This window comes from Acinetobacter apis, from assembly GCF_900197575.1.
GTDB classification, from domain to species: Bacteria; Pseudomonadota; Gammaproteobacteria; order Pseudomonadales; family Moraxellaceae; genus Acinetobacter; species Acinetobacter apis.
The window spans coordinates 261071-286471 of the sequence record NZ_FZLN01000001.1; the positions used below are offsets into that span (position 1 = coordinate 261071).

Below are 25401 nucleotides of genomic sequence, written 5' to 3' on the forward strand. Positions count from 1 at the left end.
TAAGTAGCTCATTTAAAATAAATTTAATAATAATGTCATATTTTGGAAATATTTTAACGTAAATTAAATTATAATAATTTTGTTCAATTTAGCCAACAGCACCTAGTGTTTCTGATCAGTTTAATTGAGCAAACTATCAATAAAAGACCATTAAAATCATTTATATTTATTGAATGGTTTCTCTATCAGCTTAATTTTGATCTTAATATTTGGGTAAACTATAATGATATTATTGGAGTATGAGTAAATCTCTTAAAGAGTCATTTTATAATGAAATTTATGTTCGATGAGTAAATGTGTTTGTCATATATTTGAATAGAACCCATTTTATTATAAGACATCTTAATAGTTGGTATAAGAGGGGATTTTAAATACATGGCTATGATAATTTAATTTAAAAAACCGATTATTACTATAAAAATATACTGTTTTTACTATCGAATAAATTTCAGTACCATAGATTTAATTCAAGAATGTGACTCCATCGGGATATGAATCATGTTAGACCAAAATATTAAAACACAACTGAAAGCTTATCTAGAACGATTAGAGAGCCCAATTGAAGTAATTGCATCTTTAGATGAATCAGATAAGTCAACTAAAATTAAAGAGCTTGTTCAAGAAATTGCTGAATTATCAGATCAAGTGACTGCACGTTTAGATGGTCAAAATGCGCGCCGTCCAAGTTTTGGTATTGCAAAAGCAGGCGAGGAACCTCGTGTTCACTTTGCAGGCTTGCCAATGGGGCATGAATTTACATCTTTGATTTTAGCATTGTTACAAGTGTCTGGCTATGCACCTAAAGTGTCAGATGACATATTAGCGCAAATCAAAGCTTTAAACATCAAAGCAAATTTTGATGTGTTTGTGTCATTAACATGCCATAACTGTCCAGATGTTGTACAAGCTTTAAACTTAATTGCAATTTATAATCCACATGCAACTGCAACCATGATTGACGGCTCATTCTTCCAAGATGAAGTTGAAGAACGTAAAATTATGGCAGTACCAATGTTGTTCCAAAACAATGAGCATATTGGCCAAGGTCGTATGACACTTGAAGAAATCGTTGCCAAGTTAGATACCAATTCAGCTGAAAAAGAAGTTGAAAAGCTAAATGCAAAAGATGTGTTTGATGTCTTGGTTGTTGGTGGTGGTCCTGCTGGTGGTACTTCAGCAATTTATGCTGCACGTAAAGGCATTAAAACAGGTATTGTTGCTGAGCGTTTTGGTGGTCAGGTCATGGATACCATGGACATTGAAAACTTCACAACAGTTCAGCGTACAGTTGGTCCTAAATTTACCAGCGAAATGGAAGCACATGTTCGTGAATACAATGTTGATATCATGAACTTACAACGTGTAAACAAATTGCTTGGTGCAGATCAAACTGAAAACGGTCTTGTATCAGTTGAGCTTGAAAATGGTGCAATATTAGAATCAAAAACAGTGATTCTATCTACAGGTGCACGTTGGAGAGAACTGAATGTACCAGGTGAAGATGAATACCGTACACGTGGTGTTGCTTATTGCCCGCACTGTGATGGTCCATTATTCAAAGGCAAACGTGTTGCTGTGATTGGTGGTGGTAACTCAGGTGTTGAGGCTGCGATTGATCTTGCAGGTATTGTTGAACATGTGACATTAATTGAATTTAGTAATAAATTACTTGCAGACCAAGTTTTACAAGATAAGCTCTATAGTTTGCCGAACAGTACTGTGATTTTAAGTGCATTAACCACTGAAGTCATTGGTGATGGTTCACAAGTCACTGGCTTAAAGTATGAAGACCGTGTCCGTGGTGGTGAACAAACTGTTGCCTTGTCAGGAATTTTTGTTCAAATTGGTTTATTGCCAAATACAGACTTCCTTAAAGACAGCCAAGTTGAGTTATCTAAGCGCGGTGAGATTGTAATTAACGAGCGCAATGAAACCAATGTTAAAGGTGTATTTGCTGCAGGTGACTGTACAACTGTCCCATACAAGCAAATCATTGTTGCGACAGGCGAAGGCGCAAAAGCATCATTATCTGCATTTGATTACATTATTCGTTCAGGTCAATAGTCTGTTCAATATAAAAAAGCCAAAGTTTAACTTTGGCTTTTTTTATGTCTAAATAAAGGGCGATCTTTAATCAAAACGGTAAATATCCATACCTAATGTACCCATCGAAAAACTGCTGTGTACTATGCTAAAGAGATGACCCATGCCCATAGCGAAAAATAAAGGTGCAAGATGCTCTAGGGTTGGATGGTTTTTCTCTAAAAATGGTAATTTTTGTACATTTAAGACAGCAGAGTAATCATATTGAGTGAGTTTTTGCACCACATAATTTTTAAACTCTTTTGCCCATATAGGTGTTTCAACAGGCGCATCATGCCATGATAATTCAGATAAGTTATGTGTAATGCTGCCTGAACCACATAGTAATATTTGCTCTTTTCTAAATACAGAGAGTGTTTGACCAATTTGATAAATTTGTTCAGCCGTACATGCCATAGGCAATGAAATCTCAATGACAGGAATGTTGGCATCAGGATACATATGCAATAAAGGCATCCATACACCATGGTCTCGGGGACGGCTGCTATTGGCATTGGCTTGAATATCAGCTTGTGCTAGGCATTTTAAAACACGTTCTGCCAATTCAGGATCGCCTGGCGCAGGATAACGAATACGGTATAACTCGTCAGGAAAACCACGAAAATCATGCCATGTTTCAGGGCGGATACAGGTGCTGACTTCTAAGGTTGTACTTTCCCAATGAGCAGACATCACAATAATTGCTTTGGGTTTAGGCAAGTTAATGCTTAAACGATGTAATGCTGGCCCTACTTGTTCAGGATCTAAAGCGAGCAACGGCGAGCCATGGGAGATAAATAGGCCCGGCAAGGTTTGGAGTTGCATAAAATTCCTTCGAAATCAATATGAGTGGAACGTAGGACTAAATTTAAGCTCGATGATAGGGATGATTGTGGTTAATGGTCATAGCACGATACAATTGTTCAATTAACATGACGCGAACAAGCGGATGGGGCAGCGTGAGTTTAGACAATGACCAATGCCATGCAGCAGCACGTTTAATTTCTTGACTTAAACCATCAGGCCCGCCAATCGCAAGCACAATGTCTTGTCCATCAAGCATCCAAGATTGCATGGTTTCTGCTAACTTTTCAGTTGAAAACTCACGGCCGTTGACTTCAAGTGCAATTAAAATCTCATTGCCTTTCATGGCATTTAAAATTGCTTCGCCTTCAATTTGACAGTATTTTAAAATGTCTGCATCAGAGTCATTTTTACCACGTTTTGCCATTGGAAGTTCAACAAATTGGGTTTGAACAAAGGGCTGAATACGCTTTAAATAATCATCAACACCAGTGATGACCCATGCAGGCATTTTTTGACCAATCGTCAGGATGCGAATTTTCATAAACGCCGTATATATCTGTAAAAATAGACCACTATTATAACTTGATCAATTCAGCACACCAATGCTTTTTACAGTAAGCTGAATATGACACAAACTCACAATATCGCTACAGGATCTTAAAAAAATAATTTATATCAAAATGATCTATACAATTGAGTGTATGTTTATTACATAAGATGTTGAATTATCCATTAAATATCCAGTTTATTTTGCATAAATTAATAGGTGTTTACTATGAACCATACTGAGTGATATTGCACTCAGGGGAGTTTTAAATTTAATGTTGAAAAAAAATATACTTGTTTACAGTTTATTGGTCAGTACCACATGTGCAAGCAGTCTTACATTTGCAGATCCATGGCGGGGGGATCGAGATGATCGTCAAAGAGATTGGCAGCAGCGTGCACCTCAAAGTGATCAATATCGCCGGCCTGTAGCTCGTTATGATGATCGCGACCGTTACCGTGGTGATCGTGATCGAGGGCCTGTCTATTATAATCAATCCTATGATCGACGTTACTACCACCAACCGAGTTATGGTCATAACAACCGCTGGCACCGCGGCAGTTATGTACCACGAGACTATTGGGGACCAAGCTATCGTGTAAACAATTGGCGTGGTCGTGGACTACCGCCACCGCCACAAGGGCACCGTTGGTTGAATGTGAATGGGCAATATATTTTGATTGCTGCTGCAACAGGCATTATCACCAGTATTTTATTGCACCAATAATTTAATATGATTAAAAAAGCCACTTATTGAAAGTGGCTTTTTTATGGCTTTAAAAATTAGTGACGTGTTGCTTTATTCTCTGCAACAGGTTTTGCAATTGGCGTTGGCAACGGTTTTGTTGCTTCAGTCAATGCCAATGGCAAAATATCATCAATGGACTTGACGGCTTTAATTTCTAAGCCTTCTTTGACATTGTCTGGAATTTCTTTTAAGTCACGTAAATTGTCTTGCGGGATAAAGACCAGTTTAATACCGCCGCGATGTGCTGCAAGTAACTTTTCTTTTAATCCACCAATACGCAATGCATGACCACGAAGAGATGTTTCACCTGTCATTGCGATGTCTGCACGAATTGGAATCCCAGTAAAGGCAGAAACCAATGCAGTTGTCAGTGCTAAACCTGCTGATGGTCCATCTTTTGGTGTTGCACCTTCAGGTAAATGCACGTGGACATCGGTTTCTTCAAAACGAGTAGATTCAATTCCAAGTTCATCTGCACGTGTACGTACAATAGTCATTGCCGCTGTAATAGACTCTTTCATTACATCACCAAGTGAGCCTGTTGTAATGAATTTACCTTTACCTTTCACTGCAGCAACTTCGATGTCAAGCAACTCACCACCTACAGAAGTCCATGCCAAACCATTCACACGACCAACTTGTGGTGCTTCTTCAGCCATACCAAAGTCAAACTTATGTACACCTAAATATTCAGGTAAGTTTTCTTCGGTGACATCAACATGCAAGTTCTTTGCTTTGCTGCTCACGGCTTCTTTAACTACTTTACGTGCAACTTTAGATACTTCGCGTTCTAAACCACGAACACCTGCTTCACGTGTATAACGACGTACGATGTCACGAATCGCTTCTTCATGAACAGTCAGTTCTTTAGGACGTAACCCATTGTCTTTAACTGCCTTCGGAACAAGGTAGCGTGATGCAATGTTTACTTTTTCATCTTCGGTATAACCGGGTAGACGAATAACTTCCATACGATCTAACAATGCTTCAGGAATATTCATGCTGTTGGCAGTACAAATAAACATGACTTCAGAAAGATCAAGATCAAGGTCTAAGTAATGGTCGTTAAACTTACTGTTTTGCGATGGATCAAGCACCTCAAGTAACGCTGATGCGGGATCACCACGGTAGTCTTGTGCCATTTTATCAATTTCATCAAGCAAGAACAGTGGGTTCTTCACACCTGCTTTAGTCAATGACTGCACAATTTTACCTGGCATTGCACCGATATAAGTACGGCGATGACCACGAATTTCTGCTTCATCACGTACACCACCAAGTGCCATACGCACAAACTCGCGTCCTGTGGCCTTAGCAACAGATTCACCTAATGATGTTTTACCTACCCCTGGAGGACCAACCAAGCAGAGTACAGGGCCACGTAATTTTTTCACACGTGACTGTACTGCAAGATATTCAACAATACGTGCTTTTACTTCATCTAAGCCATAATGATCTTTATCTAAGATCTCTTGAGCTTTGTTTAAGTTAATGCTGACTTTGCTTGATTTGTTCCATGGTGTATCTAAAATGGCATCTAAATAGTTTCGTACCACAGCAGCTTCGCTTGATGCAGGTTGCATGGTTTTTAATTTACGAAACTCAGATTCTGCCTTTTTACGTACATGGTCTGGTAAATCTGCATCGGTAAGGCGTTTTTCTAACTCAGCAACTTCATCATCTGCACCGCCATTCATATCAGATAATTCACGTTGAATAACTTTCATTTTTTCATTCAGAAAGTATTCACGCTGATTCTTTTCCATTTGGCGTTTTACATTGTCATGTAGGCCTTGCTCAATTTGCTGCTCTTCAGATTGTTGCAACAAGTAATTGGTCACTTCTTGATAGTGACTGTCAAAGGCATCTTGCTCTAAAAAGTTTTGTTTCACTTCAATATTGAGCGGTACACGTGTTGCCACAAAGAACAACAATTGCAAAAGATCATCAATTTTATTTGCAGCAGCGATGAGTTCACGTGCATTACGTAATTTTGCTTCCGCGTATTGTGCAAACAATGTTTGTAATTCTTGCAAGTGTGTCTCTTGTGCTTGCAGATCTAAATTGACATGCAACGGCTGTAAACGGTGCTCTGCTTGAAGATACTCAGGCTCTTCAATGATTTTTTCAAGTTTGGCACGATGTAATCCTTCAATTAAAACCTTGATGCAGTTTTCATCATTTTCATGGTTTACAACTTGAATAATGCGCGCCACAGTACCGTATTGATACAAGTTATCTTGATCAATATTTTCAGTTAAAGAATCTTTTTGTGCGACAACAAACACCAAGTTATCGTTCTCACGGGCAATATCGACTGCTTTGATCGACTTTTCACGACCAACAAACAGCGCAATTTGCATATGTGGATAAACAACCACATCACGTAACGCTAAAAGAGGAAGTACATTTGGAATGGTTACTGGCTCTTTGGTATTTTCGTTATTTAAAATCTGTTCAGTCATAAACACTCCTAATGAGTAACAACATTGTTGTCTTATTCATTTAATAGTGATGCACTTTCGCCAAATTACAAGGGTAATTTCATTAAAAAATATAAAAAGCTGCGGATTCGATTGAAAATGATACGAAACATACTCTCATCGAGAGAACAAATAATGTTTATGTGGGGTAATTAATCCGTCCAATGACTGATCCCATGGATTACGTTGTAAACGTGTATTTGAAACTTGGAAATCGTGTGCAAGTCCAATGCGATAGGGGCGTTTAGGTGCAAATGATAAAGTACGGTCATAATAACCACCACCCATGCCAATACGAGTACCATATTGGTCGGCTAATACAAGTGGTAGAAATAATACATCCAATGTTTTTACATGATGCCCACGATGATTTTTAGGCTCTTTCATGCCTAATCGGTGCATGTAAAAACGCTGATTTTTATACTGCTGAAAAGAAATATTGACCCAAGTTAAAGTCTGGTTCATCGAAGTGATTTGAGGTAAATATACCTGCTTATGGTGCCGAAAACAAAGCTGAATTAAAGCATGAGTTTCTATTTCGCCAAAAGCAGATAAATATACGCCAATATGTTGAGCAGCTTTAAACTTTGGGTGTTTAATGATGTGTTTTAAAACATCCTGTGTAGCATGCTGCTGTTGATATTTGGACAAAGCACGCCGTGTATTTTTAGCTGTTTTACGTAGGAAGTGTAATGCGTCCATAGCTTCAAAAAAAGATACAAGGCTTAAATTTTAAGCCTTGTATCGAGGTATTGCAATGGAGGTATAGGATTAAGATTTTGCAGCGACTTTAGGTTCAGATGCAACAGGTTGAGATGCAGTAGCAGGGCTAGTGCGACCAACTTTCGCTTGAAGCTTTTGCATGATGTCTAACATTTGCTCTTGAGTTGTTGTCACTTGTGTTTGTAGCTGCTGAATTTTTTGTTCATTTGGTGCTTTTGATGAACCTTCTTGTGCAAGCTGCAAGCCTAGGTTGTTTGATTCAATCATCTTGCCACGGAGCTCATTGACTTCACTACTTTGAAGTTTAAGCGCAGTTAATTCTTGATTAAACCCATCGACAAAAGTTTTCATTTTATTGACGACAGCTTGAATATCTTCATCTTTACCTGATTGCGATGCTTTCACAGCTTCATTTTGAAACTCTAAGCCTTCTTCTGCTTTTTTATTGGATAGGGTTTCAACAGTTGATAAATCAGCTTTGATATGCTCAACATTATTTTGGCTATAAGTGACTTGCTGTGTTTGTTCAGCCGCTTGTTTTTCAGATGGTTTAGCACATGCTGTAAGCAAAAGCACCGAAGTACATAAAGTGGCAATCACTAAATTTTTCATAAACATCCTTAATTCATATTTTGATCAAACTAACTTTCATGGTGAATGAATCAATAACGCTTTATTCATTCTATTTAGATTTTGAATACTTTAGCATAGTTATTTAAATCATTTATTTTAAAACAGTAACATCAACAGATGGATAAATTTTCTCTATATCGAATAAATTGGCTCTGTATTCATAATTGCGATCACTGACTTGTTTGTCATATTCTTCAGCTTTTGGATCTTTATTGGTAATTGCTGTTAAATATTTTAAATAGCTATCATGTGATTTTATGTTGATTTCACGAAGCTCATTGCCTTCATTACTTTTGAGTTTTAATTGCGTTAAATTGCTTCTATCTTCAAGTATAAGGGCTTTAACATCATTGATTATTTTATCTTTTTCTTGTTGCGGTGTTGAGTCTGGCGCATTATCAATGACTGTTTTAACAGGAGCAAATTTTCGATTAAATTCTGTTTGTAGCGTTGAAAGCTGTTTAATATCAAAATCAATATCTTGAACTTGATGTTGGCTATAAGATTGAGTTTGTTTGACTTGTTGTGCTGATAGTTCAGACTCTTTACTGTATGCAGTTGGAATGATTAGTAGTTGTAGAACCATCAATGTAGAAATAAAACGCTGCACAATTTTCTCCTAATGACCTTGTTATATAGATTTTATTTTTAGTGAATATATAAGAATAGTTTTTAAAATTTATTAATGACCAAGGTCTTTAATTTTTAATATATGAATCGTGATTTATATCATATCTAAATCTGCTTTGATGTATATAGCATTTTTTAAAGTTATGATGATCTGATTTATTTTTTATCAGTGTTTTTATAGATTAAGTTTGCAAGAACAGGAGAATAAGAAACTAGCAGATCAAGCTAATGGCTCTTGAAACCGTAGATACCAAAATGATATTGAATACTATGCTGTAGATACAAAAAAACCAGCTTTAAGCTGGTTTTTTAATGCGTACCATGAATAAACATGGTGCCCGGGGCCGGACTCGAACCGGCACGCTTTGAGGGCGGGGGATTTTAAATCCCCTGTGTCTACCTATTTCACCACCCGGGCATGGGCGTGATAATAGATAAATAATGAATGAATAGCAAGTACTGAACATGAAAATAATGTTGGACTGTTCAGAAAATAACTAAAATTCATAAAATGTCGATGTGTTTGCTGATTTAATCAGCAAAATAATGAAATATATAAGAAATAAAAACGATGTATCACTTAAAAGAATATAAAAGCGATTGTTGCGAGTCGCTGTAAATAGATTAATCTAACATAGCTTCAATATATGTCATTCGATTAAATATTTTAAGAAGTTTATGTCGTCTAATCCAATAGAGAATTCAGCCTAAGTTTTATGCATTTCTTTATTGATAATGAGAATAATTATCTGTATATTTTCGGTAAATTTAAGATACGATTTGTTAAGCTTATGGCTCATTTTATGCGTTACCGTCTCTCTGTATTGTCTGCCTCTTTGTTGGTTATCTCATCAGCTTATGCTGATGAACAAGCAGTATTACCGACCATTACTGCATCAGCTGATCAAAATCAGATGTCTTATGCTGCAAAGCAAGATCAATCGACACTTCGAACACAGCAAAAAAATTTAGATATTCCACAAACAGTGAATGTGGTGTCATCAAAATTTATTAGCGATTATAACCCTGCTAATTTAGACAATGCGCTGACGCAAGTCAGTGGTATTACACAAGGTAATACGTTGGCAGGAACACAAGACACCATTATGAAGCGAGGCTTTGGTGATAATCGTGATGGTTCTGTCATGGTTAATGGCTTGCCAATTGTGCAGGGCCGAGTAATGAATGCCGCAGTCAGCCAAGTTGAAGTATTAAAAGGTCCTGCTTCATTGTTATATGGCATTATGGATCCAGGTGGTGTAGTCAATGTTGTGACGAAGAAGCCGCAAAAACAACAAAGTACGTTGCTTTCCATTTATGGTTCAAGCTATGAACGCAGTAAAAATGGTGGCGGTGCAACTGTTGATACAACAGGACAGATTGGCACTAGTGATTTTTCATATCGACTGATTGCAGATGCATCACGTAAAGATTATTGGCGTAGTTTTGGTCATATTGAGCAACAATTGATTGCACCTTCATTGCAGTGGGAACACGGTGCAACCAAAGTAAACGTCAGTTATCAATACCGTAATTTTGATGTTCCTTTTGATCGTTCAACCATCGTTGATCGATTTGGTACAGGAAAAGTATTACCAATCTCTAAATATACTCGTTTAGATCAATCTAGCAACCAAATGTCTGGTGAAGACCATCTTGCACAATTAACCATTGACCATCAGTTGAATGAACAATGGTTGCTACATGGGGGCTACAGTTATAATCGAGAAACTTATGATGCAGGGCAAATGCGTGTGGTGCCTGGTTCATTAAATACCACCACCAATACTTTAAAACGCAGTAATGATGCCACAACTGGCGCACTGAGCGTTGCTAGTGTTGGACAGTTATATTTAAATGGGCAAATGACTTTATTTGGTTTGCGTCATGATTTACAAGTGGGCGCAGAAAGCTCATATGTAAAGTATTATCGTAAAGACTTATGGCGAACAACAGCCGCAAATCAAAAAACGATTAATTATAATACTCTCGCAGGAACAAATTTAACCACGTCGTCTTCTATTGATCCTGCATCAAGCGATCAAACCAATAAATTACATACCTATGGCATGTATATTCAAGATTCTGTGTATTTAACAGATCAATGGATTGCTGTACTGGGTGCACGTTATACCCATTGGCAGCAAACTGCAGGGCGTGGACGTCCGTTTGCTTTAAATACCAATACAGATGATGGAAAATGGTTACCACGTGCAGGATTGGTATACAAAATTAATGACCAAGCATCTGTATATGCGAGTTACACAGAATCATTGAAACCGAGTTGGACAATTGCGCCTTTAAAAACGCAGCTTACAAGTGATGTACCGCCAGAAGAAAGTAAATCTTATGAAATTGGTTTTAAATATGAATTAGATTCACGCCTTAGCGCAAATCTAGCTGTTTATGACATTAAGAAAACCAACATTATTGATAATGACACCATCACTAATGTTTCTACAGCACAAGATGCACGTTCACGTGGGGTAGAACTTGATATTAGCGGCCGTTTAACCGACAAACTAGATGCCATTTTGACATACGCTTATACCGATGCCAAAGTGACTGCATCTACGAATGCCACTGCTGTGGGCAAGAATCTTCCTAATGTGGCTAAAAATACTGCCTCGTTATCATTGACTTATGATTATGGGCAATTGGGGCTTGGTAATTTAAGATTAGGTACAAGTGGTAATTATGTAGGGGATCGACCAGGCGATGACTCAAACAATTTTAAGTTGCCTAATTATACCTTGGTCAATGCATTTGTAAGTTATGACACCAAGCTGTATGGTCAAGCAATTAACTTGAAATTTAATGTAAATAATATATTTGATAAAGACTATTTAACAGCAACCACTATGGCAGATACAGCAGCATATTTAAATGTTTCACGCGGTGATTCACGCGAGTATATGCTTCGCGCCACAATGAAGTTTTAATTAAAAATGATGCATGAGAAGAGGTGTAACAACACCTCTTTTGTGCATGAGGAACGTAATGATATGAACGGATTAGCATACCGATTAATAGGTATTTTTTTGGTGTTACTTAGTAGCATAAATTTTGCACAGGCGGCAAAGATTATGCTTGTTTCACAAACACAAGGTCGTGAAGCAGCTTCTGATCAAAATATTGCACAATATTTGTCAAAGCAAGGCCATCAGGTTGAGATTGTAGATCAGTCAATTGATCCAACGACAATTAAACAAGTTGATCTTATTATTTTATCTTCGACTGTAGCATCAAAAAGCTTAAAAACAGGGTGGAGAAATTTAAACTACCCACTAATGACATGGGAAAATGATTATTTAGATGATCTTGCCATGACCGGCAAACGAGGTGGAACAGATTTTGGGGAAAACGAAAAAGAACGTTATTTATGGTTGGTCAATCAGCCAAATGTATTGTCTGCTAAATTGCCAGCTGGCACAGCCAATGTATATAAAAAACAAGCAGCAATGAATTGGGGTAAACCTGGGCTTGGCGCAACCATTATTGCAACAATCTATGGTCAGCCTGAGAAAGTGGCAATTTGGGCTTATGAAAAAGGCAGTACCATGGATTATGAAACCTTGGCACCTGCACGCCGTTTAATGTTTTTTATCGCGAATGATACATTTGATAATTTATCTGACGATGGTTTGAAATTATTTGATGCATCTGTGGCATGGATGTTAGCCAAGAAATAAGAATGATAGACACAAAAAAACCAGCTTTAAGCTGGTTTTTTAATGAGTACCATGAAGAAACATGGTGCCCGGGGCCGGACTCGAACCGGCACGCTTTGTGGGCGGGGGATTTTAAATCCCCTGTGTCTACCTATTTCACCACCCGGGCATAGTTTCAAGATTGGAGGCGGAGGTCGGAATCGAACCGGCGTACACGGAGTTGCAGTCCGCTGCATGACCACTCTGCCACCCCGCCATATCTTGGTGATGGGTATATTAGCAAGCTTTTCAAAAAAAACAATACTTAACTTTGAATATATGTTCATTAAATCAACATGTAAAATAAAGATCCGTAAATAATGATGTATTATTCTGCTATTCGTTTTAAATCGTCTTGGAGATGCACTGTGTCATTGGTTTTAGATGGAAAGTTATTATCAAAAGAAATTGAAGCAAATTTACTCAACCGAGTGGCTGCTTTAAAAGAAAAAACTGGACGCACGCCGATTTTAGCTACAATTTTAGTCGGTGATGATGGTGCATCAGCAACCTATGTACGTATGAAAGGTAATGCATGTCGCCGTGTGGGTATGGATTCATTGAAAATTGAATTGCCACAACACACCACGACAGAGCAATTATTGGCTGAAATTGAAAAATTAAATCAAAATCCTGACGTACACGGCATCTTATTACAACATCCAGTGCCAGCTCAAATTGATGAGCGTGCTTGCTTTGATGCAATTGCGTTGAATAAAGATGTTGATGGTGTGACCTGTTTAGGTTTTGGGCGTATGGCTATGGGTGAATCAGCATATGGCTCAGCAACGCCTGCAGGTATTATGAGTATTTTAAAAGCATATAATATTGAAATTGCAGGAAAACATGCTGTTGTTGTGGGGCGTTCTGCGATTTTAGGCAAACCAATGGCGATGATGCTATTACAAGCCAATGCAACTGTGACGATTTGCCATTCTAAAACACAGCAGCTTAGTGAGTTTGTTCAACAAGCAGATATTATTGTTGGTGCAGTGGGTCAAGCAGAATTAATTCAAAAAGATTGGATTAAACCAGGTGCTGTCGTGGTTGATGCAGGATTCCATCCACGTGAGCAAGGTGGTGTAGGCGATATTCAACTTGAAGGAATTGAAGACATTGCATCTGCATATACTCCTGTGCCAGGTGGGGTTGGACCTATGACGATTACGACACTAATTCGTCAAACAGTTGAAGCTGCTGAACAATCACTGGCATAAATAATTTTAAAAAGGCGCATAAAGCGCCTTTTTAATTAAAGTAGATCTTCTAAAGCACTCTCTAAATTAGGATGTTTAAATTGATAACCCGCAGCAAGCAAGTTTTTAGGTGCAACGAATTGACCATTAATAATTAAGTTGGCTTGTTCACCCAATGCTACTTTGAAAAAAGCAGCAGGCATTGGGAAGAATGTTGTTTTGCCAAGTACACGTTGGCTCACTTTGACAAAATCTGCTTGAGTTTCATGATCTGGGGCACATAAATTATATACGCCGCCTTGATTTTCATCTTTTAACAGAAAATGAACCGCAGCAACCACATCGTCAATATGAATCCAAGTCAGAGGTTGCTGACCTGAACCTACATTACCCACTAAATTCATTTTAATTGGTAAAAGCATTTGTTTGAGGGCAGGCGATTGTTTTGCAAACACCACGCCTAAACGAATAATTTTAACATTTAAGTTTTCATTTTTAAGTGGGGCAATACTTTGCTCCCAACGCTGACAAATTTCAGAGAGAAAAATAGGTTGTGGTGGACTATTTTCATTACATACAGTATGCCATTGCAAGGATGGATCAATACCATAGTAACCGACTGCTGAACCTGAAATAATGCATTTAGGCTGCTGTTTGGTTTTGAGAAGCCAATTAACCAAGTGTTCTGTTGTAGAAACTCGACTTGAAATTAACTTTTCTTTTCGAGCATCTGTCCAACGGGGACCACCAATGCTTTCACCTGCCAAATTGATGACATAGTCAATATGTTCATCTACAGCAATTTCATCAAACGAACTGACCGCGTGTACATTTTGGTGTGCATATTTCTCAGTTATTTTTTGACTTGATCGTGTTAAAACAATAATTTTAAAAGACTGTTGGATGAAAGATGGAATGATCGCAGATCCGATCAATCCAGTACCACCTGTAATCAGTATGGTCGGGTTTTGCTGTACTTGATCATTCATATTATTATCTTCTTTTTAGGCCATATAATGGCAAGGTCTTTTTAAGAACACTGATAACGTACAACATTTAATGTATCAGGACGTACGCCAAGTGCATTACGTGCAGCGGTATTATCACCTAAATTATTATTGGTATTTGCAAGTTCAAATTTTGCATTGGTATTGCCAAGGTTAATACCTTGTTGTGGTTGTACAGACGCAGGGTTAATAATTTCATTGGTACTTAATATTTTAATTTGATAAGTTTGATTTTTACCTAAAACTTTTTTACAGGCTTCTTGAAGCTTGCTTTGGTTAATAGTTTCACTTGGTTTGATCGCTAGGGTATAGCGGATTGTCGCTGTATTTGCAGTTGAGTTTTCAATTTCATACCCAGATGTACCATTATAACGGTGAGGTACATTTTGACATGCAGCAAGTGATAAAATAACGGCACTTAAACCTAGAATTGATTGTAGTTTTTTCATAATCTGTTGTTCTCTGATTTTATCATTTGAGTATGCCATAGTTGTAAATTCACAGTGCAATGTTTTGCAACTGTAAAATGATTTTTTGTTGTTGTTTTTCAAACTTTGATGGTTAAACACATCATAATAAAGATAAAATTAAAATACAGATGTTTGGCTTTATTCATCATCAAAGATATTTAATTTATGCAAACTGTGGTAATTTTTAAATACAGCTAATCACATTGATTGGTTTGAAAAATACACAAGAAAGTCACGTCATGAGACGACAAAGGTATACATGGAAAATCTGAAGCCACTTTCTTTAGTTTATAATCAAAAATCTGGTTTTCATGCCAATCATAAAGATGACTTTTATGAACAAATCATGACCTTGTTTTCACGTTATGGTTTTGAAATTCAGGTTTTTGAGCTCAATGAGCAATGTCCGATTGATATGTTGATGCCTAAAATTTTAACACGGCATAAAAATAGCCAAAATAAAGGTGTTATTGTTGGCGCAGGCGGTGATGGTACATTAAATGCCATTGCTTCTTATTTAATGCATACGGATATTCCATTAGGAATTTTGCCTTTAGGGACATTCAATTATGTTGCCCGAGTTCTCGATATTCCAATTAATTTAATTCGAGCGGCTGATGTTATTGCTACAGGTCAAATTAAATCAGTTCATGTGGCTAAATTAAATGATTATATTTATCTCAATAATGCAAGTTTAGGTCTATATCCACTTTTTATTGAACAAAGAGAGCGATATAACAAGTATTTTGGCCGTTTTCCTTTACATGCCTATACTTCGGCAATTGATGTTTTAATACGTAAATATCGTTCATTAAAGCTCGAGGTTACAGTAGATGGGGTACGTTATCCTGTGAATACCGCTTTGGTGTTTTTTGGGAATAATCAGTTGCAACTCAAAGAGTTGAATTTAAAAATTGCAGACTCAGTCAAAGCTGGAAAAATTGGCGGTGTTGTGGTTGCACAAACGGATCGGTTATCATTGGTTAAATTGCTGATTAAATTGGTGCAAGGCGATATCGAAAAAGCCAACGAAATTTATAGTTTTAGTGCAGATCATGTTGAAGTCACTGCGAAAAAAGGTCATAAGCTGTATTTAGCTATTGATGGTGAGCTTGTGGAAGAACATTCCCCACTTCGTTTGTCTGTTGAAAAAAATGCATTAAATATTATGGTGCCCCATGTTACTTCATCTCTCTGATTTACATTTTGGGACTGAAAAGAAAGCATGCATGGATGCCATTGAGCGTTTTTGTCAGCAGCATGACATTGAAGCCATAGCAGTGAGTGGTGATCTGACCCAACGTGCTAGGTTTAAACAGTTTGCTGCATGTAAACAGTTTCTTGACCGTTTAAACGTGCCGTACTTGGTGGTGCCTGGTAATCATGATATTCCACTTTATCACTTATGGAACCGTGCCTTTAAACCATTAAATCATTATCGGCATTTTTTTGGTGATGCTGAGCAAACCTTAGAGACCGAACATTTTTACTTGATGGGGCTAAATAGTATTCGTCGTCATCATCATACCAAAGGTCATATTTCTCATCGACAAATTCAAGATATAGACCATGCTTTAAAATACTCACCTTCACATAAATTGAAATTAGTGGTGGTTCATCAACCTTTTTACACGCCTTTTACGCAAATTGATGGTGCTAGAGACTGTCCAAAACGGGCACAGCATGCTTTAGAGCAATGGTCGAAACATGACTTATTTGGGTTATTGCATGGTCATTTGCATCAAACAGGTGTTTATGACATTGGTCAAATTTTTGGATTAAATACAGCACGTCCTATTTGGGATATTCATGCAGGTACTGCAATTTCATGGCGATTAAGACATGGGTTACCCAATGGGTTTAATACAGTTTCGAGTACAGGAGAGATTACCCATTATTGTTTTGATGTCTTGCGCCAAGAGTTTGTCATCGATCTCAAAAAATCAAATCAATAAAAGTGTAAAAAACAATCAAATAATTAAAAAAATTAAATATTGCCCTTGAAGCCTTTGGTTTCATCCCCAAAAAAGAACCATCTCAATAAACTTATAGATGTCAGAATCTGACATAGCAATAAGACTGACATCTTATAAATAAACTTAAGTCTGATTGGAGTTTGATGTATGAGCACTATTCGCCCGTTACATGACCGTGTTGTTATTCGTCGTGTTGAAGAAGAAGCAAAAACAGCAGGTGGCATTTTATTACCTGGTTCAGCAGCTGAAAAACCATCTCAAGGTGAGGTTATTGCTGTAGGTAACGGTCAAATTACTGACAATGGAGTGCGTGCTTTAGATGTTAAAGTAGGTGACAAAGTTTTATTTGGTACATATGCAGGAACAACGGTTAAAGTTGATTCAGAAGAATTATTGATCATGAAAGAGTCTGATATTTTAGCAATTTTAGAAGGCTAAATTTCGATCTAACTTATATATCTAATCAATGAAATAAAAATCGGAGTAAATTATGTCAGCTAAAGATATTAAATTTGGTGATTCAGCACGTTCAAAAATGATTGCTGGTGTAAACGTTTTAGCAGATGCAGTGAAGGTTACTTTAGGACCGAAAGGCAGAAACGTTGTAATCGATCGTTCATTTGGTGCACCACACATCACGAAAGATGGTGTAACTGTAGCAAAAGAAATTACATTGGCTGATAAATTTGAAAATATGGGTGCACAATTGGTGCGCGAAGTATCTTCAAAAACCAATGATGTGGCAGGTGATGGTACAACAACAGCAACAGTACTTGCACAAGCTATTCTAAATGAAGGTATTAAATCAGTGACTGCGGGTATGAATCCAATGGATTTAAAACGCGGTATTGATTTAGCAGTTAAAAAAGTTGTTGAAAGCATTCGTGAAAATTCAACACCTGCAGATGATTTTAAAGCGATTGAACAAGTGGGTTCAATTTCTGCAAACTCAGACCATACCGTGGGCAAATTGATTGCTCAAGCAATGGAAAAAGTAGGTAAAGAAGGCGTTATTACTGTTGAAGAAGGTTCAGGCTTTGAAGATGCGCTTGACGTTGTTGAAGGTATGCAGTTCGATCGTGGTTATTTAAGCCCATACTTCTCAAACAAACCGGAAACGTTAACAGCTGAACTTGAAAATCCATTCATTTTGTTGGTGGATAAAAAAATCAGCAATATTCGTGAATTGATTTCAACACTTGAAGCCGTTGCAAAAACAGGTAAACCATTACTTATCATTGCTGAAGATGTTGAAGGTGAGGCACTAGCAACACTTGTTGTTAACAATATGCGTGGCATTATCAAAGTATGTGCGGTGAAAGCACCAGGCTTTGGTGACCGTCGTAAAGCAATGCTACAAGATATTGCTGTGTTAACTGGCGCAAATGTAATTTCTGAAGAAGTTGGTATGTCTTTAGAAAAAGCAACACTTGAAGATTTAGGTACAGCACATAAAGTGACTGTGTCTAAAGAAAATACAGTAATTGTTGATGGTGCAGGTCATGCTGATTTGATTTCTGAACGTGTTCAGCAAATCCGTGCTCAAATTGAAGAATCAACATCTGAATATGACCGTGAAAAACTACAAGAACGTGTTGCTAAATTAGCAGGCGGTGTTGCAGTAATTAAAATCGGTGCTGCAACAGAAGTTGAAATGAAAGAGAAAAAAGACCGTGTTGATGATGCATTACATGCAACACGTGCTGCGGTTGAAGAAGGTGTGGTTGCAGGTGGTGGTGTTGCACTAGTACGTGCAGTTGCACAGCTTGAAAACCTAAAAGGCGAGAATGATGATCAAACCGTTGGTGTAAATATTTTACGCCGTGCGATTGAAGCGCCGTTCCGTCAAATCGTATCAAATGCAGGCGGTGAGCCATCAGTTGTGATTAATGCTGTAAAGCAAGGTCAAGGCAACTATGGTTATAACGCAGCAACATCAGAATATGGCGATATGATTGAAATGGGTATTCTTGATCCTGCAAAAGTAACACGTTCAGCACTTGAGCATGCAGCATCTGTTGCAGGTTTAATGCTAACAACTGAAGCAATGATTACTGATATTCCTGAAGACAAACCAGCTGCACCAGACATGGGCGGTATGGGTGGAATGGGCGGCATGATGTAAGCCGCTCACTTGATAATTATATTAAAAAAGGTCGCTATTCGCGACCTTTTTTATGCTTCTAGTTTGGAGTGAGATTAATAATTTAAAAAATAGAAAACTTGTGGATTAAACTGTGCTAGAAAAAACTACCAAAGTATTTGTGAACATACAAAGAAATTATGCTTCATACCTAAGACAAAACTTTCTAAAACATAAAATGATGTCATAGATGAATATTTTTTCTGAATAAAATGAAGATGCATACTGTAGTTGAGTATTTGATTGAATGAGAGGATTAAGCACGTTTGATGAATTAAATCATTGAAATTAATTTGAGCATTTGATTAAAAACCTAAAAATTCAAAACAGATTGTTGATAAATTTAAGTTTTATTTAAGCTAAAAAAACTATTATAAAAGCATAGGAATTCTGCTGTAGTTTCCTAATTTTGGGTCATACTCCTACTGACAGAGTATGGCCTTTTTTTTGCTTAAAAATAAAGCCCTAGATAGGACTTTATTTTATTGAGCTGTGAAGCCTCTAAATTATTAAGGGCAATTTAGACGCTGTAATGCTTCAACACGCTGTTCGATAGTTGGATGAGTTTGGAATAGGGCAGCTAAGCTAAAACCCTGCTCTTTACCTTCAGTAATAGACAGTGCTTTCATTTCTCTTGGCATTTGATCTGGTAACTCAGTCTCAGCTTGTAAACGTAGCAATGCTGAAATCATGGCTTGTTTACCTGCAAGTTGTGCACCGGCTTCATCTGCACGATATTCACGATAGCGTGAGAACCACATAACAACTGCGCTCGCTAAAATACCAAAGACAATATCTAATACCATTGTAATGACAAAATAAGCAATACCAGGTGCTTCACCTTCTTCACGACCAAATACGTTACGGTCAATAAAGTCACCAGCAATACGTGCAAAGAACATCACAAAGGTGTTTACAACACCTTGAACAAGCGACAATGTCACCATATCGCCATTGGCTACGTGACCAATTTCGTGTGCCAAGACTGCACGAAGTTCATCTTGGTTCATGCGTTCAAGTAAACCACTTGATACAGCAACTAAAGCATCGTTTTTATTCCAGCCTGTTGCAAACGCATTAGATTGATACGAAGGGAAAATACCCACTTCAGGCATTTTAATTTGTGCACGTTGCGATAAATCAGCAACCATTTGTAGTAAAACAACCTCTGCTTGACTGCGTGGCGCATTTGGATCAATCAGCTCAGTACCTGTTGTTTTTTTTGCCATCCATTTAGACATGAATAACGAAACAAAAGAACCAACCATACCAAAGACAAAACAGAATACAAGCAAATTAGTTATCTTGAGACCACCTGCACCATGGTAACTCCCGACACCTAAGACTGACAAAATAAGACCAGCGACAACCAGTACCGCGAGGTTGGTAAGCAAAAACAAACCAATCCGCATCATTTAGTATTTCCTCTTTAAAAATGGGCTCATAATTTAAATATAAGACAGTAAAGATTACTATGTGGTTTGATATTTTAAAATTCAAGCAAAATTTGGTTTATATTTGAATATCAATTACACAATTTAAGTTAAACATTAGTTGCTAACAGCATATGCAGTAGTAACTTCGGTATAGGTGCCATCAGCTGTTTGGACAATTTTTTTGTAATAAGCTGGCTTGATGGATTTAGATGCAGGGCGTTCTATATTTTTTGCGACTAAATCTAATTGAGATGCATATAAGTTTTTATACCGGCTCATGACACGTACTACATAGTTTTGTGTTTCTTTAAAAGGAGGGATACCACCATATTTGTGAATATTGCCTTCACCTGCATTATAGGCAGCCAAAGCTAAACTGGTGTTGCCATTAAATCGCTTGAGTAAAATACTTAAATATTTTGCACCTGCATGAATGTTTTCATGCGGATTATAGCTGTCATTAACATTAAAACGTTTTGCTGTTGCTGGCATCAATTGCATTAAGCCTTGTGCGCCCACAGGCGATTTTGCGTAAATATTAAAGCTTGATTCAGTATGCATAATGGCTTTAACCAAACCTTCAGGGACTTGGTATTTTGCAGCTGCACTTGAAATGATTGAATCAAACTTATTTTTATTTTGGCTAAAGCTTGGTAAAACTGCAGATTCAGATTTTCCCCAATTTTTATAACTGTGAATATTACTATCAGGGTAGTAAGTTACATTCATTTTGGTTAGTGTTTTATTGTTTTGAACTTGATTCGTAAACAAGGTCCCACCATCTTGATTACGATAAGTATAAATACTTACAGCATGTGCTGAACTGATCATGTGCAATAAAACAATAAAACAAAGCGCGCAATTTCGCTGGAACATAAATAGTTTGTTCAAAAGAAAAGAGTAATTGCTATGTTTTTAACAACCAAGTGCTACAAATGCAAGAATAATTGTAGAATTTACGTAACAAGACAAGATCAGTTGGAAGGCAGATCACATAAAAACGGTGATTATATGATCTGCTTTTGGTTGAGATATGACAGTAAAAAACTCAAGATACCGTTATTTTAAACCTTGCTTTAATTTTGCCTCTGCTTTGGCTTTACGTTTAGTTTCTGCTTTTTCTCTTTTTAGTGCAGCACGTTTACGTCGTTTTTCACGTAACTTTTCAATCAATTTAAGCGGATGCTCATGATATAACTTAAGCATAATTACAACAGTTGCCAATACTGCTGTTAAACCATTTGCGATCATGACTGGGAAAACGCCCATTTTGAAACCGTAAAATGTCCAACTTGCTGTACCAAAAAATAAAGCAGCATACATACCTAAAGAGACGCCTGATGTATCTTTTCTTTTGATGATATGAATCACCTGTAAAGAAAAAGAACCTGTGGTTACCCAAGCAGCAAGTGCACCTAATGCTGACGGCCATTGATATAAAATTGATACAGAGATTGCGAGGGCAATTAGGGTCCCAAGTACAATGTAGATATGCTTGATATAAGTTTTTGTCATATTTCAATCCTAAATAAAAAAATGGGTTTCACCTGAGCTTTTGTTTTGCATCTTCAATGGCTGAAATCAATTCATGAGTGAATGTTTCATTGTCAATTAAAGAACCCCAAAGTGCTGAATAATTCACAAACTCAGTGATTGGATTGGAAGCAGAAAAAATGTGTTCTAAATTGATCTCAGAAATTGCACTGTCTTTATATTCAAAATCAAGTGCGTTGTGATAATGCTTTTCTAGAAATAAATAATATAGTGCCAATAACTTTAAGGCTGCAAATGGAATTTTATTTCGGTCTAGACAATCTTTAATGGTTGGCAGAATGAAGCCACGGAGTTTAGAAATACTGTCCGATGACACACGTGCCACCGTATCTTTAACATACGGGCTACGGAAACGATCTAAAATGGTTTTACATTCTACATTGGCATTTAATGCAATTCCGCGGCTCTTTAATGCAAATTCAACATTGTCTTTTGCATAGACTTCAAAAATAGACGTAATAGCAGGTTCTAGAGTTTCATGAATATATGTTTTATGCGTCAGTGCACCATACCATGACAATCCACTATGACTTGCATTTAAAAGCCTAATTTTTGCTTCTTCATAAGGTGCAACATCTTTAACCAACTCAACACCGACTTGGCTTAAATTAGGATGAGGCGCTGCAAAATGGTTTTCTAATACCCAGCGTGTGTAATGTTCACATGTTAACGGCACTTCGTCATGAGGAAGTTTTTGTTTTGCCATGCGTTCATGAATGCTTGGGTCGAATTTTGGTGTGATCCGATCAACCATACTATTCGGTGCAGATGTGTTGTGTTCAACCCAAGACAAAAGCGCATTATTGTTTTTTGCTTGAATAAAATCACGTAAACCGACGGAAAAGCTTGTTCCGTTGTCTCTTAAATTATCACAGCACAACAGGTTGACAGGTCCTGCATCATTTTGCATTCGCTGATCTAGTATGCGATATAACGTGCCATATAAAGTATTTATTTCACTTTCAGCCAAAAGGTCAGCTTGTATTGCTGGATGTTCGAGATCAAGTGAGCCATCTTCTTTAAGAAAGTAGCCGCTTTCGGTAACTGTGAAAGAAATAATTTTCGTGGCAGGGTGGGCACCAGATGAAACAACAGATTGGAGTTTACTGTCCCATAAAATTATTTTTTTTATACATTCGATTGGTTGGTAATCGGTGTGACCATCAGGTGACACAATTTCTAGCGTATAGTTGCCATCTTGCTTTTGAAGTTGTTGTAACGTTTCTTGTGATGCACTGTTTCTAATGTTGGCTAAGTGCATTTGCCAAGATTTGTCTCCTTTTTTATGTAGTTCATTTAAATAAAAAGCTTGATGTGATCGAAAAAATGCGCTTGCACCTAAATGCAGCCAAATATGTGTTAAGTCAGTTTCGACTTCTTGCCTACTCAAACTGTCTCCTTCCTCAATTGAGGTTTGCTTTATTGTGTTTTTAGCTTAGCACTAACTGAAAATAATTAAAAAAAATATATGGCGAAAGTGATCACTTTGTCTTGTTGTTTATTGTGTTTTGAGCAGGTTTTTTATGGTTTATGCTGAATTATTCACCATAAAAAACTAAAAATTTTTATTGATAATTTACTGAAAAATAATGATTTATTAACTTGTTTTAAGCTGTATGGCATTAAATATCATATCTTCTTTCGAATTATGACAGATTTTGTAACAAATTAAATGAAAAGCTTACTTTTTTTCAGCATAGCGCGAAAGCAGAGAGAAGATTATTCACATGAATCGTGCTAACAATCTAAATGGTAAAAATCAAGTATTTTTTTAATCTATTTAAAGTGGAAAAAAATTAATTTTTTTTTATTTACAGAGTATTGACTTAACTAAGTTGTTGTTTTTAAATATATTTATTTGCTGTATAAAATTTATACAAACCAAAGGAAACCCTTACAGTTCCTATGGTCATTTTTGTCAATACCTCATTAATCCACAAACTTATCCACAGGTTTTGTGGAAAAGTAACAATTGTATGAATAAGGATCAATCTGTGTGTAAAAAATATACATATAGAATCTCATCTTAGCGCATAGAATATGAAAAAGTGATGACAAAGAAACAAAAAAAGGTAAAAACTATTTTGAACTGTGTAGTAACAAATGATAGAAAAGATTTTAAGCACTACATAAAAATTTGATGAAATTTAAGCAAGACAGATGCGAATAAGGTGAGATTCAGATAGAATCGTGCGATATTTTTTTAAGGGTTTACGTCGTCTATGTACTCTTCAATTGAGTCTGCTCAAGGTTTTAATTTTAAGCCTGAGTTGCCAACAAGTTCATCTTATCATCGTTTGTTGAAAAAGCTACGCCGTCAAGTCGGTCACGCCATTCGAGATTATAAAATGATCGAAGAGGGCGATAAAGTGATGGTGTGTATTTCAGGTGGTAAAGACAGTTATACATTGCTAGATATTTTATTGCAGTTCAAGCGCATTGCACCAATTAATTTTGATGTTGTTGCTGTGAATCTTGATCAGAAACAACCAGGTTTTCCTGAAGATGTGCTTCCACGTTATCTTGAAGAAAATAATATTCCTTATTATATTCTAGAAAAAGATACCTATAGCATCACCAAAAAGTTAACTCCCGAAGGGAAAACATATTGTGCTGTGTGCTCAAGATTACGCCGTGGGTCATTATATGGTTTTGCACAAGAAATTGGTGCAACTAAAGTGGCTTTAGGGCATCACCGTGATGACATTATGGCAACTTTCTTTTTAAATCTGTTTCATGGCGGCAGTTTAAAGGCAATGCCACCTAAATTGCTCTCTACAGATAAAAAGAATATTTTGATTCGTCCATTGGCTTATGTTGAAGAAAAAGACATTATCAAATATGCAGAAATGCGTAAATTTCCAATTATTCCATGTAATTTGTGCGGCTCTCAAGACAACTTACAGCGCGCCATGATCAATGATATGTTGCGTGAGTGGGATAAACAGCATCCAAAGCGTTTACACAGTATTTTTGGAGCATTACAGAACATCTCGCCTTCACAAATGGCAGATCGTGACTTATTTGACTTTGAAGCATTGGATCAGCAACGTGAAATTGACTTTAAAGATCCTGAAGAAACTAAAAAACGTTTAGATCTTGTGAACTTGAGCTTTATGGCTGATTAACACAGTTATAAAACCAATCAAGTGGTGCATTTAATATGAAAAGCCATAAAAGTCATGTTTTATGGCTTTAGATGGTGTACTCTAAAGTTAGGTCGAACAATACTGTTCATTATATGAGCATATTGTAT

The 25401-nt window shown here is 36.9% G+C and carries 22 protein-coding genes and 3 tRNA genes; 10 read left to right on the forward strand and 15 right to left on the reverse strand.

The window, feature by feature from the left end; genetic code table 11:
* Positions 1-498: 498 nt before the first annotated feature.
* Positions 499-2064: an alkyl hydroperoxide reductase subunit F gene (gene ahpF, locus CFY84_RS01130; protein ID WP_088822312.1), complete on the forward strand. Its 1566-nt coding sequence runs from the start codon at positions 499-501 to the stop codon at positions 2062-2064.
* 66 nt (positions 2065-2130) lie between these two features.
* Here ahpF and CFY84_RS01135 read toward each other — a convergent pair whose 3' ends face one another.
* Positions 2131-2907, reverse strand: coding sequence for a DODA-type extradiol aromatic ring-opening family dioxygenase (locus CFY84_RS01135; protein ID WP_088822313.1), 777 nt, complete (start codon positions 2905-2907; stop codon positions 2131-2133).
* A gap of 43 nt (positions 2908-2950) precedes the next feature.
* Positions 2951-3430: a 23S rRNA (pseudouridine(1915)-N(3))-methyltransferase RlmH gene (rlmH, locus tag CFY84_RS01140; protein WP_088822314.1), complete on the reverse strand. Its 480-nt coding sequence runs from the start codon at positions 3428-3430 to the stop codon at positions 2951-2953.
* Between the two features lie 280 nt (positions 3431-3710).
* On the opposite strand from rlmH, the gene CFY84_RS01145 reads away from it, so the two are divergent.
* A complete protein-coding gene (locus CFY84_RS01145; protein ID WP_088822315.1) occupies positions 3711-4163 on the forward strand; it encodes an RcnB family protein in 453 nt (150 codons plus the stop codon).
* 56 nt (positions 4164-4219) lie between these two features.
* Here CFY84_RS01145 and lon read toward each other — a convergent pair whose 3' ends face one another.
* From lon to CFY84_RS01170, 5 genes are all read right to left on the reverse strand, one after another.
* Positions 4220-6649: an endopeptidase La gene (lon, locus tag CFY84_RS01150; RefSeq protein ID WP_088822316.1), complete on the reverse strand. Its 2430-nt coding sequence runs from the start codon at positions 6647-6649 to the stop codon at positions 4220-4222.
* A 135-nt stretch (positions 6650-6784) separates the two neighbouring features.
* A complete protein-coding gene (locus tag CFY84_RS01155; protein WP_088822317.1) occupies positions 6785-7369 on the reverse strand; it encodes a 5-formyltetrahydrofolate cyclo-ligase in 585 nt (194 codons plus the stop codon).
* Between the two features lie 69 nt (positions 7370-7438).
* Entirely contained in the window at positions 7439-8002 is a 564-nt protein-coding gene (locus CFY84_RS01160) for a hypothetical protein (protein ID WP_088822318.1), read from the reverse strand.
* A 112-nt stretch (positions 8003-8114) separates the two neighbouring features.
* A complete protein-coding gene (locus CFY84_RS01165; RefSeq protein WP_088822319.1) occupies positions 8115-8633 on the reverse strand; it encodes a hypothetical protein in 519 nt (172 codons plus the stop codon).
* 352 nt (positions 8634-8985) lie between these two features.
* A tRNA-Leu gene (locus CFY84_RS01170) sits at positions 8986-9071 on the reverse strand.
* A gap of 385 nt (positions 9072-9456) precedes the next feature.
* Here CFY84_RS01170 and CFY84_RS01175 point away from each other — a divergent pair.
* Complete coding sequence (locus CFY84_RS01175) at positions 9457-11595, forward strand: TonB-dependent siderophore receptor (RefSeq protein WP_228149569.1); 2139 nt, start codon at positions 9457-9459, stop codon at positions 11593-11595.
* A 63-nt stretch (positions 11596-11658) separates the two neighbouring features.
* The gene (locus tag CFY84_RS01180; protein ID WP_088822321.1) at positions 11659-12345 is read left to right on the forward strand and encodes a hypothetical protein; all 687 of its coding nucleotides are present in this window, start codon (positions 11659-11661) and stop codon (positions 12343-12345) included.
* A gap of 62 nt (positions 12346-12407) precedes the next feature.
* Here CFY84_RS01180 and CFY84_RS01185 read toward each other — a convergent pair.
* Both CFY84_RS01185 and CFY84_RS01190 read right to left on the reverse strand, forming a co-directional pair.
* Positions 12408-12493, reverse strand: a tRNA-Leu gene (locus CFY84_RS01185).
* Positions 12494-12506: 13 nt separating this feature from the next.
* Positions 12507-12580 (reverse strand) — tRNA-Cys (locus CFY84_RS01190).
* Positions 12581-12731: 151 nt separating this feature from the next.
* Here CFY84_RS01190 and folD point away from each other — a divergent pair.
* On the forward strand, positions 12732-13580 hold the full coding sequence (gene folD / locus CFY84_RS01195; RefSeq protein ID WP_088822322.1) for a bifunctional methylenetetrahydrofolate dehydrogenase/methenyltetrahydrofolate cyclohydrolase FolD: 849 nt from the start codon (positions 12732-12734) through the stop codon (positions 13578-13580).
* A 35-nt stretch (positions 13581-13615) separates the two neighbouring features.
* On the opposite strand, the gene CFY84_RS01200 is transcribed toward folD, so the two are convergent.
* Together CFY84_RS01200 and CFY84_RS01205 are read right to left on the reverse strand one after the other, a co-directional pair.
* Positions 13616-14548, reverse strand: coding sequence for a TIGR01777 family oxidoreductase (locus CFY84_RS01200; RefSeq protein WP_088822323.1), 933 nt, complete (start codon positions 14546-14548; stop codon positions 13616-13618).
* A 41-nt stretch (positions 14549-14589) separates the two neighbouring features.
* Entirely contained in the window at positions 14590-15015 is a 426-nt protein-coding gene (locus CFY84_RS01205) for a hypothetical protein (protein ID WP_088823353.1), read from the reverse strand.
* Positions 15016-15295: 280 nt separating this feature from the next.
* Between CFY84_RS01205 and CFY84_RS01210 the strand changes: the two genes are divergently transcribed.
* From CFY84_RS01210 to groL, 4 genes are all read left to right on the forward strand, one after another.
* Positions 15296-16234, forward strand: coding sequence for a diacylglycerol/lipid kinase family protein (locus CFY84_RS01210; protein WP_088822324.1), 939 nt, complete (start codon positions 15296-15298; stop codon positions 16232-16234).
* Complete coding sequence (locus CFY84_RS01215) at positions 16215-16991, forward strand: metallophosphoesterase family protein (RefSeq protein ID WP_088822325.1); 777 nt, start codon at positions 16215-16217, stop codon at positions 16989-16991. Before CFY84_RS01210 ends, CFY84_RS01215 begins: the two co-directional genes overlap by 20 nt.
* 168 nt (positions 16992-17159) lie before the next feature.
* On the forward strand, positions 17160-17450 hold the full coding sequence (locus CFY84_RS01220; protein WP_088822326.1) for a co-chaperone GroES: 291 nt from the start codon (positions 17160-17162) through the stop codon (positions 17448-17450).
* Between the two features lie 52 nt (positions 17451-17502).
* Positions 17503-19137, forward strand: a complete 1635-nt coding sequence (gene groL / locus CFY84_RS01225) for a chaperonin GroEL (protein WP_088822327.1) — start codon at positions 17503-17505, stop codon at positions 19135-19137.
* 527 nt (positions 19138-19664) lie between these two features.
* Here the strand turns inward: groL and htpX are convergent.
* From htpX to CFY84_RS01245, 4 genes are all read right to left on the reverse strand, one after another.
* Positions 19665-20570, reverse strand: coding sequence for a protease HtpX (gene htpX / locus CFY84_RS01230; RefSeq protein WP_088822328.1), 906 nt, complete (start codon positions 20568-20570; stop codon positions 19665-19667).
* A gap of 135 nt (positions 20571-20705) precedes the next feature.
* Positions 20706-21467, reverse strand: coding sequence for a lytic transglycosylase domain-containing protein (locus CFY84_RS01235; protein ID WP_088822329.1), 762 nt, complete (start codon positions 21465-21467; stop codon positions 20706-20708).
* A gap of 183 nt (positions 21468-21650) precedes the next feature.
* A complete protein-coding gene (locus CFY84_RS01240) occupies positions 21651-22106 on the reverse strand; it encodes a SemiSWEET family sugar transporter (RefSeq protein ID WP_213062815.1) in 456 nt (151 codons plus the stop codon).
* 28 nt (positions 22107-22134) lie between these two features.
* Positions 22135-23535 carry a mannitol dehydrogenase family protein gene (locus CFY84_RS01245; RefSeq protein WP_088822330.1) on the reverse strand — a complete coding sequence of 467 codons (1401 nt, stop codon included), beginning with the start codon at positions 23533-23535 and terminating at the stop codon, positions 22135-22137.
* Positions 23536-24367: 832 nt separating this feature from the next.
* Here CFY84_RS01245 and ttcA point away from each other — a divergent pair.
* Entirely contained in the window at positions 24368-25273 is a 906-nt protein-coding gene (gene ttcA, locus CFY84_RS01250) for a tRNA 2-thiocytidine(32) synthetase TtcA (RefSeq protein ID WP_088822331.1), read from the forward strand.
* The last annotated feature ends 128 nt before the right edge of the window (positions 25274-25401 follow it).

What these genes read in the sequence shown, in the direction of transcription:
- CFY84_RS01160 (WP_088822318.1), bottom strand. Translation starts at nt 8,002, where the DNA reads ATGAAAAATTTAGTGATTGCCACTTTATGTACTTCGGTGCTTTTGCTT.
- lon (WP_088822316.1), bottom strand. Translation starts at nt 6,649, where the DNA reads ATGACTGAACAGATTTTAAATAACGAAAATACCAAAGAGCCAGTAACC.
- CFY84_RS01200 (WP_088822323.1), bottom strand. Translation starts at nt 14,548, where the DNA reads ATGAATGATCAAGTACAGCAAAACCCGACCATACTGATTACAGGTGGT.
- CFY84_RS01175 (WP_228149569.1), top strand. Translation starts at nt 9,457, where the DNA reads ATGCGTTACCGTCTCTCTGTATTGTCTGCCTCTTTGTTGGTTATCTCA.
- ttcA (WP_088822331.1), top strand. Translation starts at nt 24,368, where the DNA reads ATGTACTCTTCAATTGAGTCTGCTCAAGGTTTTAATTTTAAGCCTGAG.
- CFY84_RS01135 (WP_088822313.1), bottom strand. Translation starts at nt 2,907, where the DNA reads ATGCAACTCCAAACCTTGCCGGGCCTATTTATCTCCCATGGCTCGCCG.
- rlmH (WP_088822314.1), bottom strand. Translation starts at nt 3,430, where the DNA reads ATGAAAATTCGCATCCTGACGATTGGTCAAAAAATGCCTGCATGGGTC.
- CFY84_RS01205 (WP_088823353.1), bottom strand. Translation starts at nt 15,015, where the DNA reads ATGAAAAAACTACAATCAATTCTAGGTTTAAGTGCCGTTATTTTATCA.
- CFY84_RS01180 (WP_088822321.1), top strand. Translation starts at nt 11,659, where the DNA reads ATGAACGGATTAGCATACCGATTAATAGGTATTTTTTTGGTGTTACTT.
- htpX (WP_088822328.1), bottom strand. Translation starts at nt 20,570, where the DNA reads ATGATGCGGATTGGTTTGTTTTTGCTTACCAACCTCGCGGTACTGGTT.
- CFY84_RS01220 (WP_088822326.1), top strand. Translation starts at nt 17,160, where the DNA reads ATGAGCACTATTCGCCCGTTACATGACCGTGTTGTTATTCGTCGTGTT.
- CFY84_RS01155 (WP_088822317.1), bottom strand. Translation starts at nt 7,369, where the DNA reads ATGGACGCATTACACTTCCTACGTAAAACAGCTAAAAATACACGGCGT.
- groL (WP_088822327.1), top strand. Translation starts at nt 17,503, where the DNA reads ATGTCAGCTAAAGATATTAAATTTGGTGATTCAGCACGTTCAAAAATG.
- CFY84_RS01145 (WP_088822315.1), top strand. Translation starts at nt 3,711, where the DNA reads ATGTTGAAAAAAAATATACTTGTTTACAGTTTATTGGTCAGTACCACA.
- CFY84_RS01215 (WP_088822325.1), top strand. Translation starts at nt 16,215, where the DNA reads ATGTTACTTCATCTCTCTGATTTACATTTTGGGACTGAAAAGAAAGCA.
- CFY84_RS01210 (WP_088822324.1), top strand. Translation starts at nt 15,296, where the DNA reads ATGGAAAATCTGAAGCCACTTTCTTTAGTTTATAATCAAAAATCTGGT.
- ahpF (WP_088822312.1), top strand. Translation starts at nt 499, where the DNA reads ATGTTAGACCAAAATATTAAAACACAACTGAAAGCTTATCTAGAACGA.
- CFY84_RS01240 (WP_213062815.1), bottom strand. Translation starts at nt 22,106, where the DNA reads ATGACAAAAACTTATATCAAGCATATCTACATTGTACTTGGGACCCTA.
- CFY84_RS01235 (WP_088822329.1), bottom strand. Translation starts at nt 21,467, where the DNA reads ATGTTCCAGCGAAATTGCGCGCTTTGTTTTATTGTTTTATTGCACATG.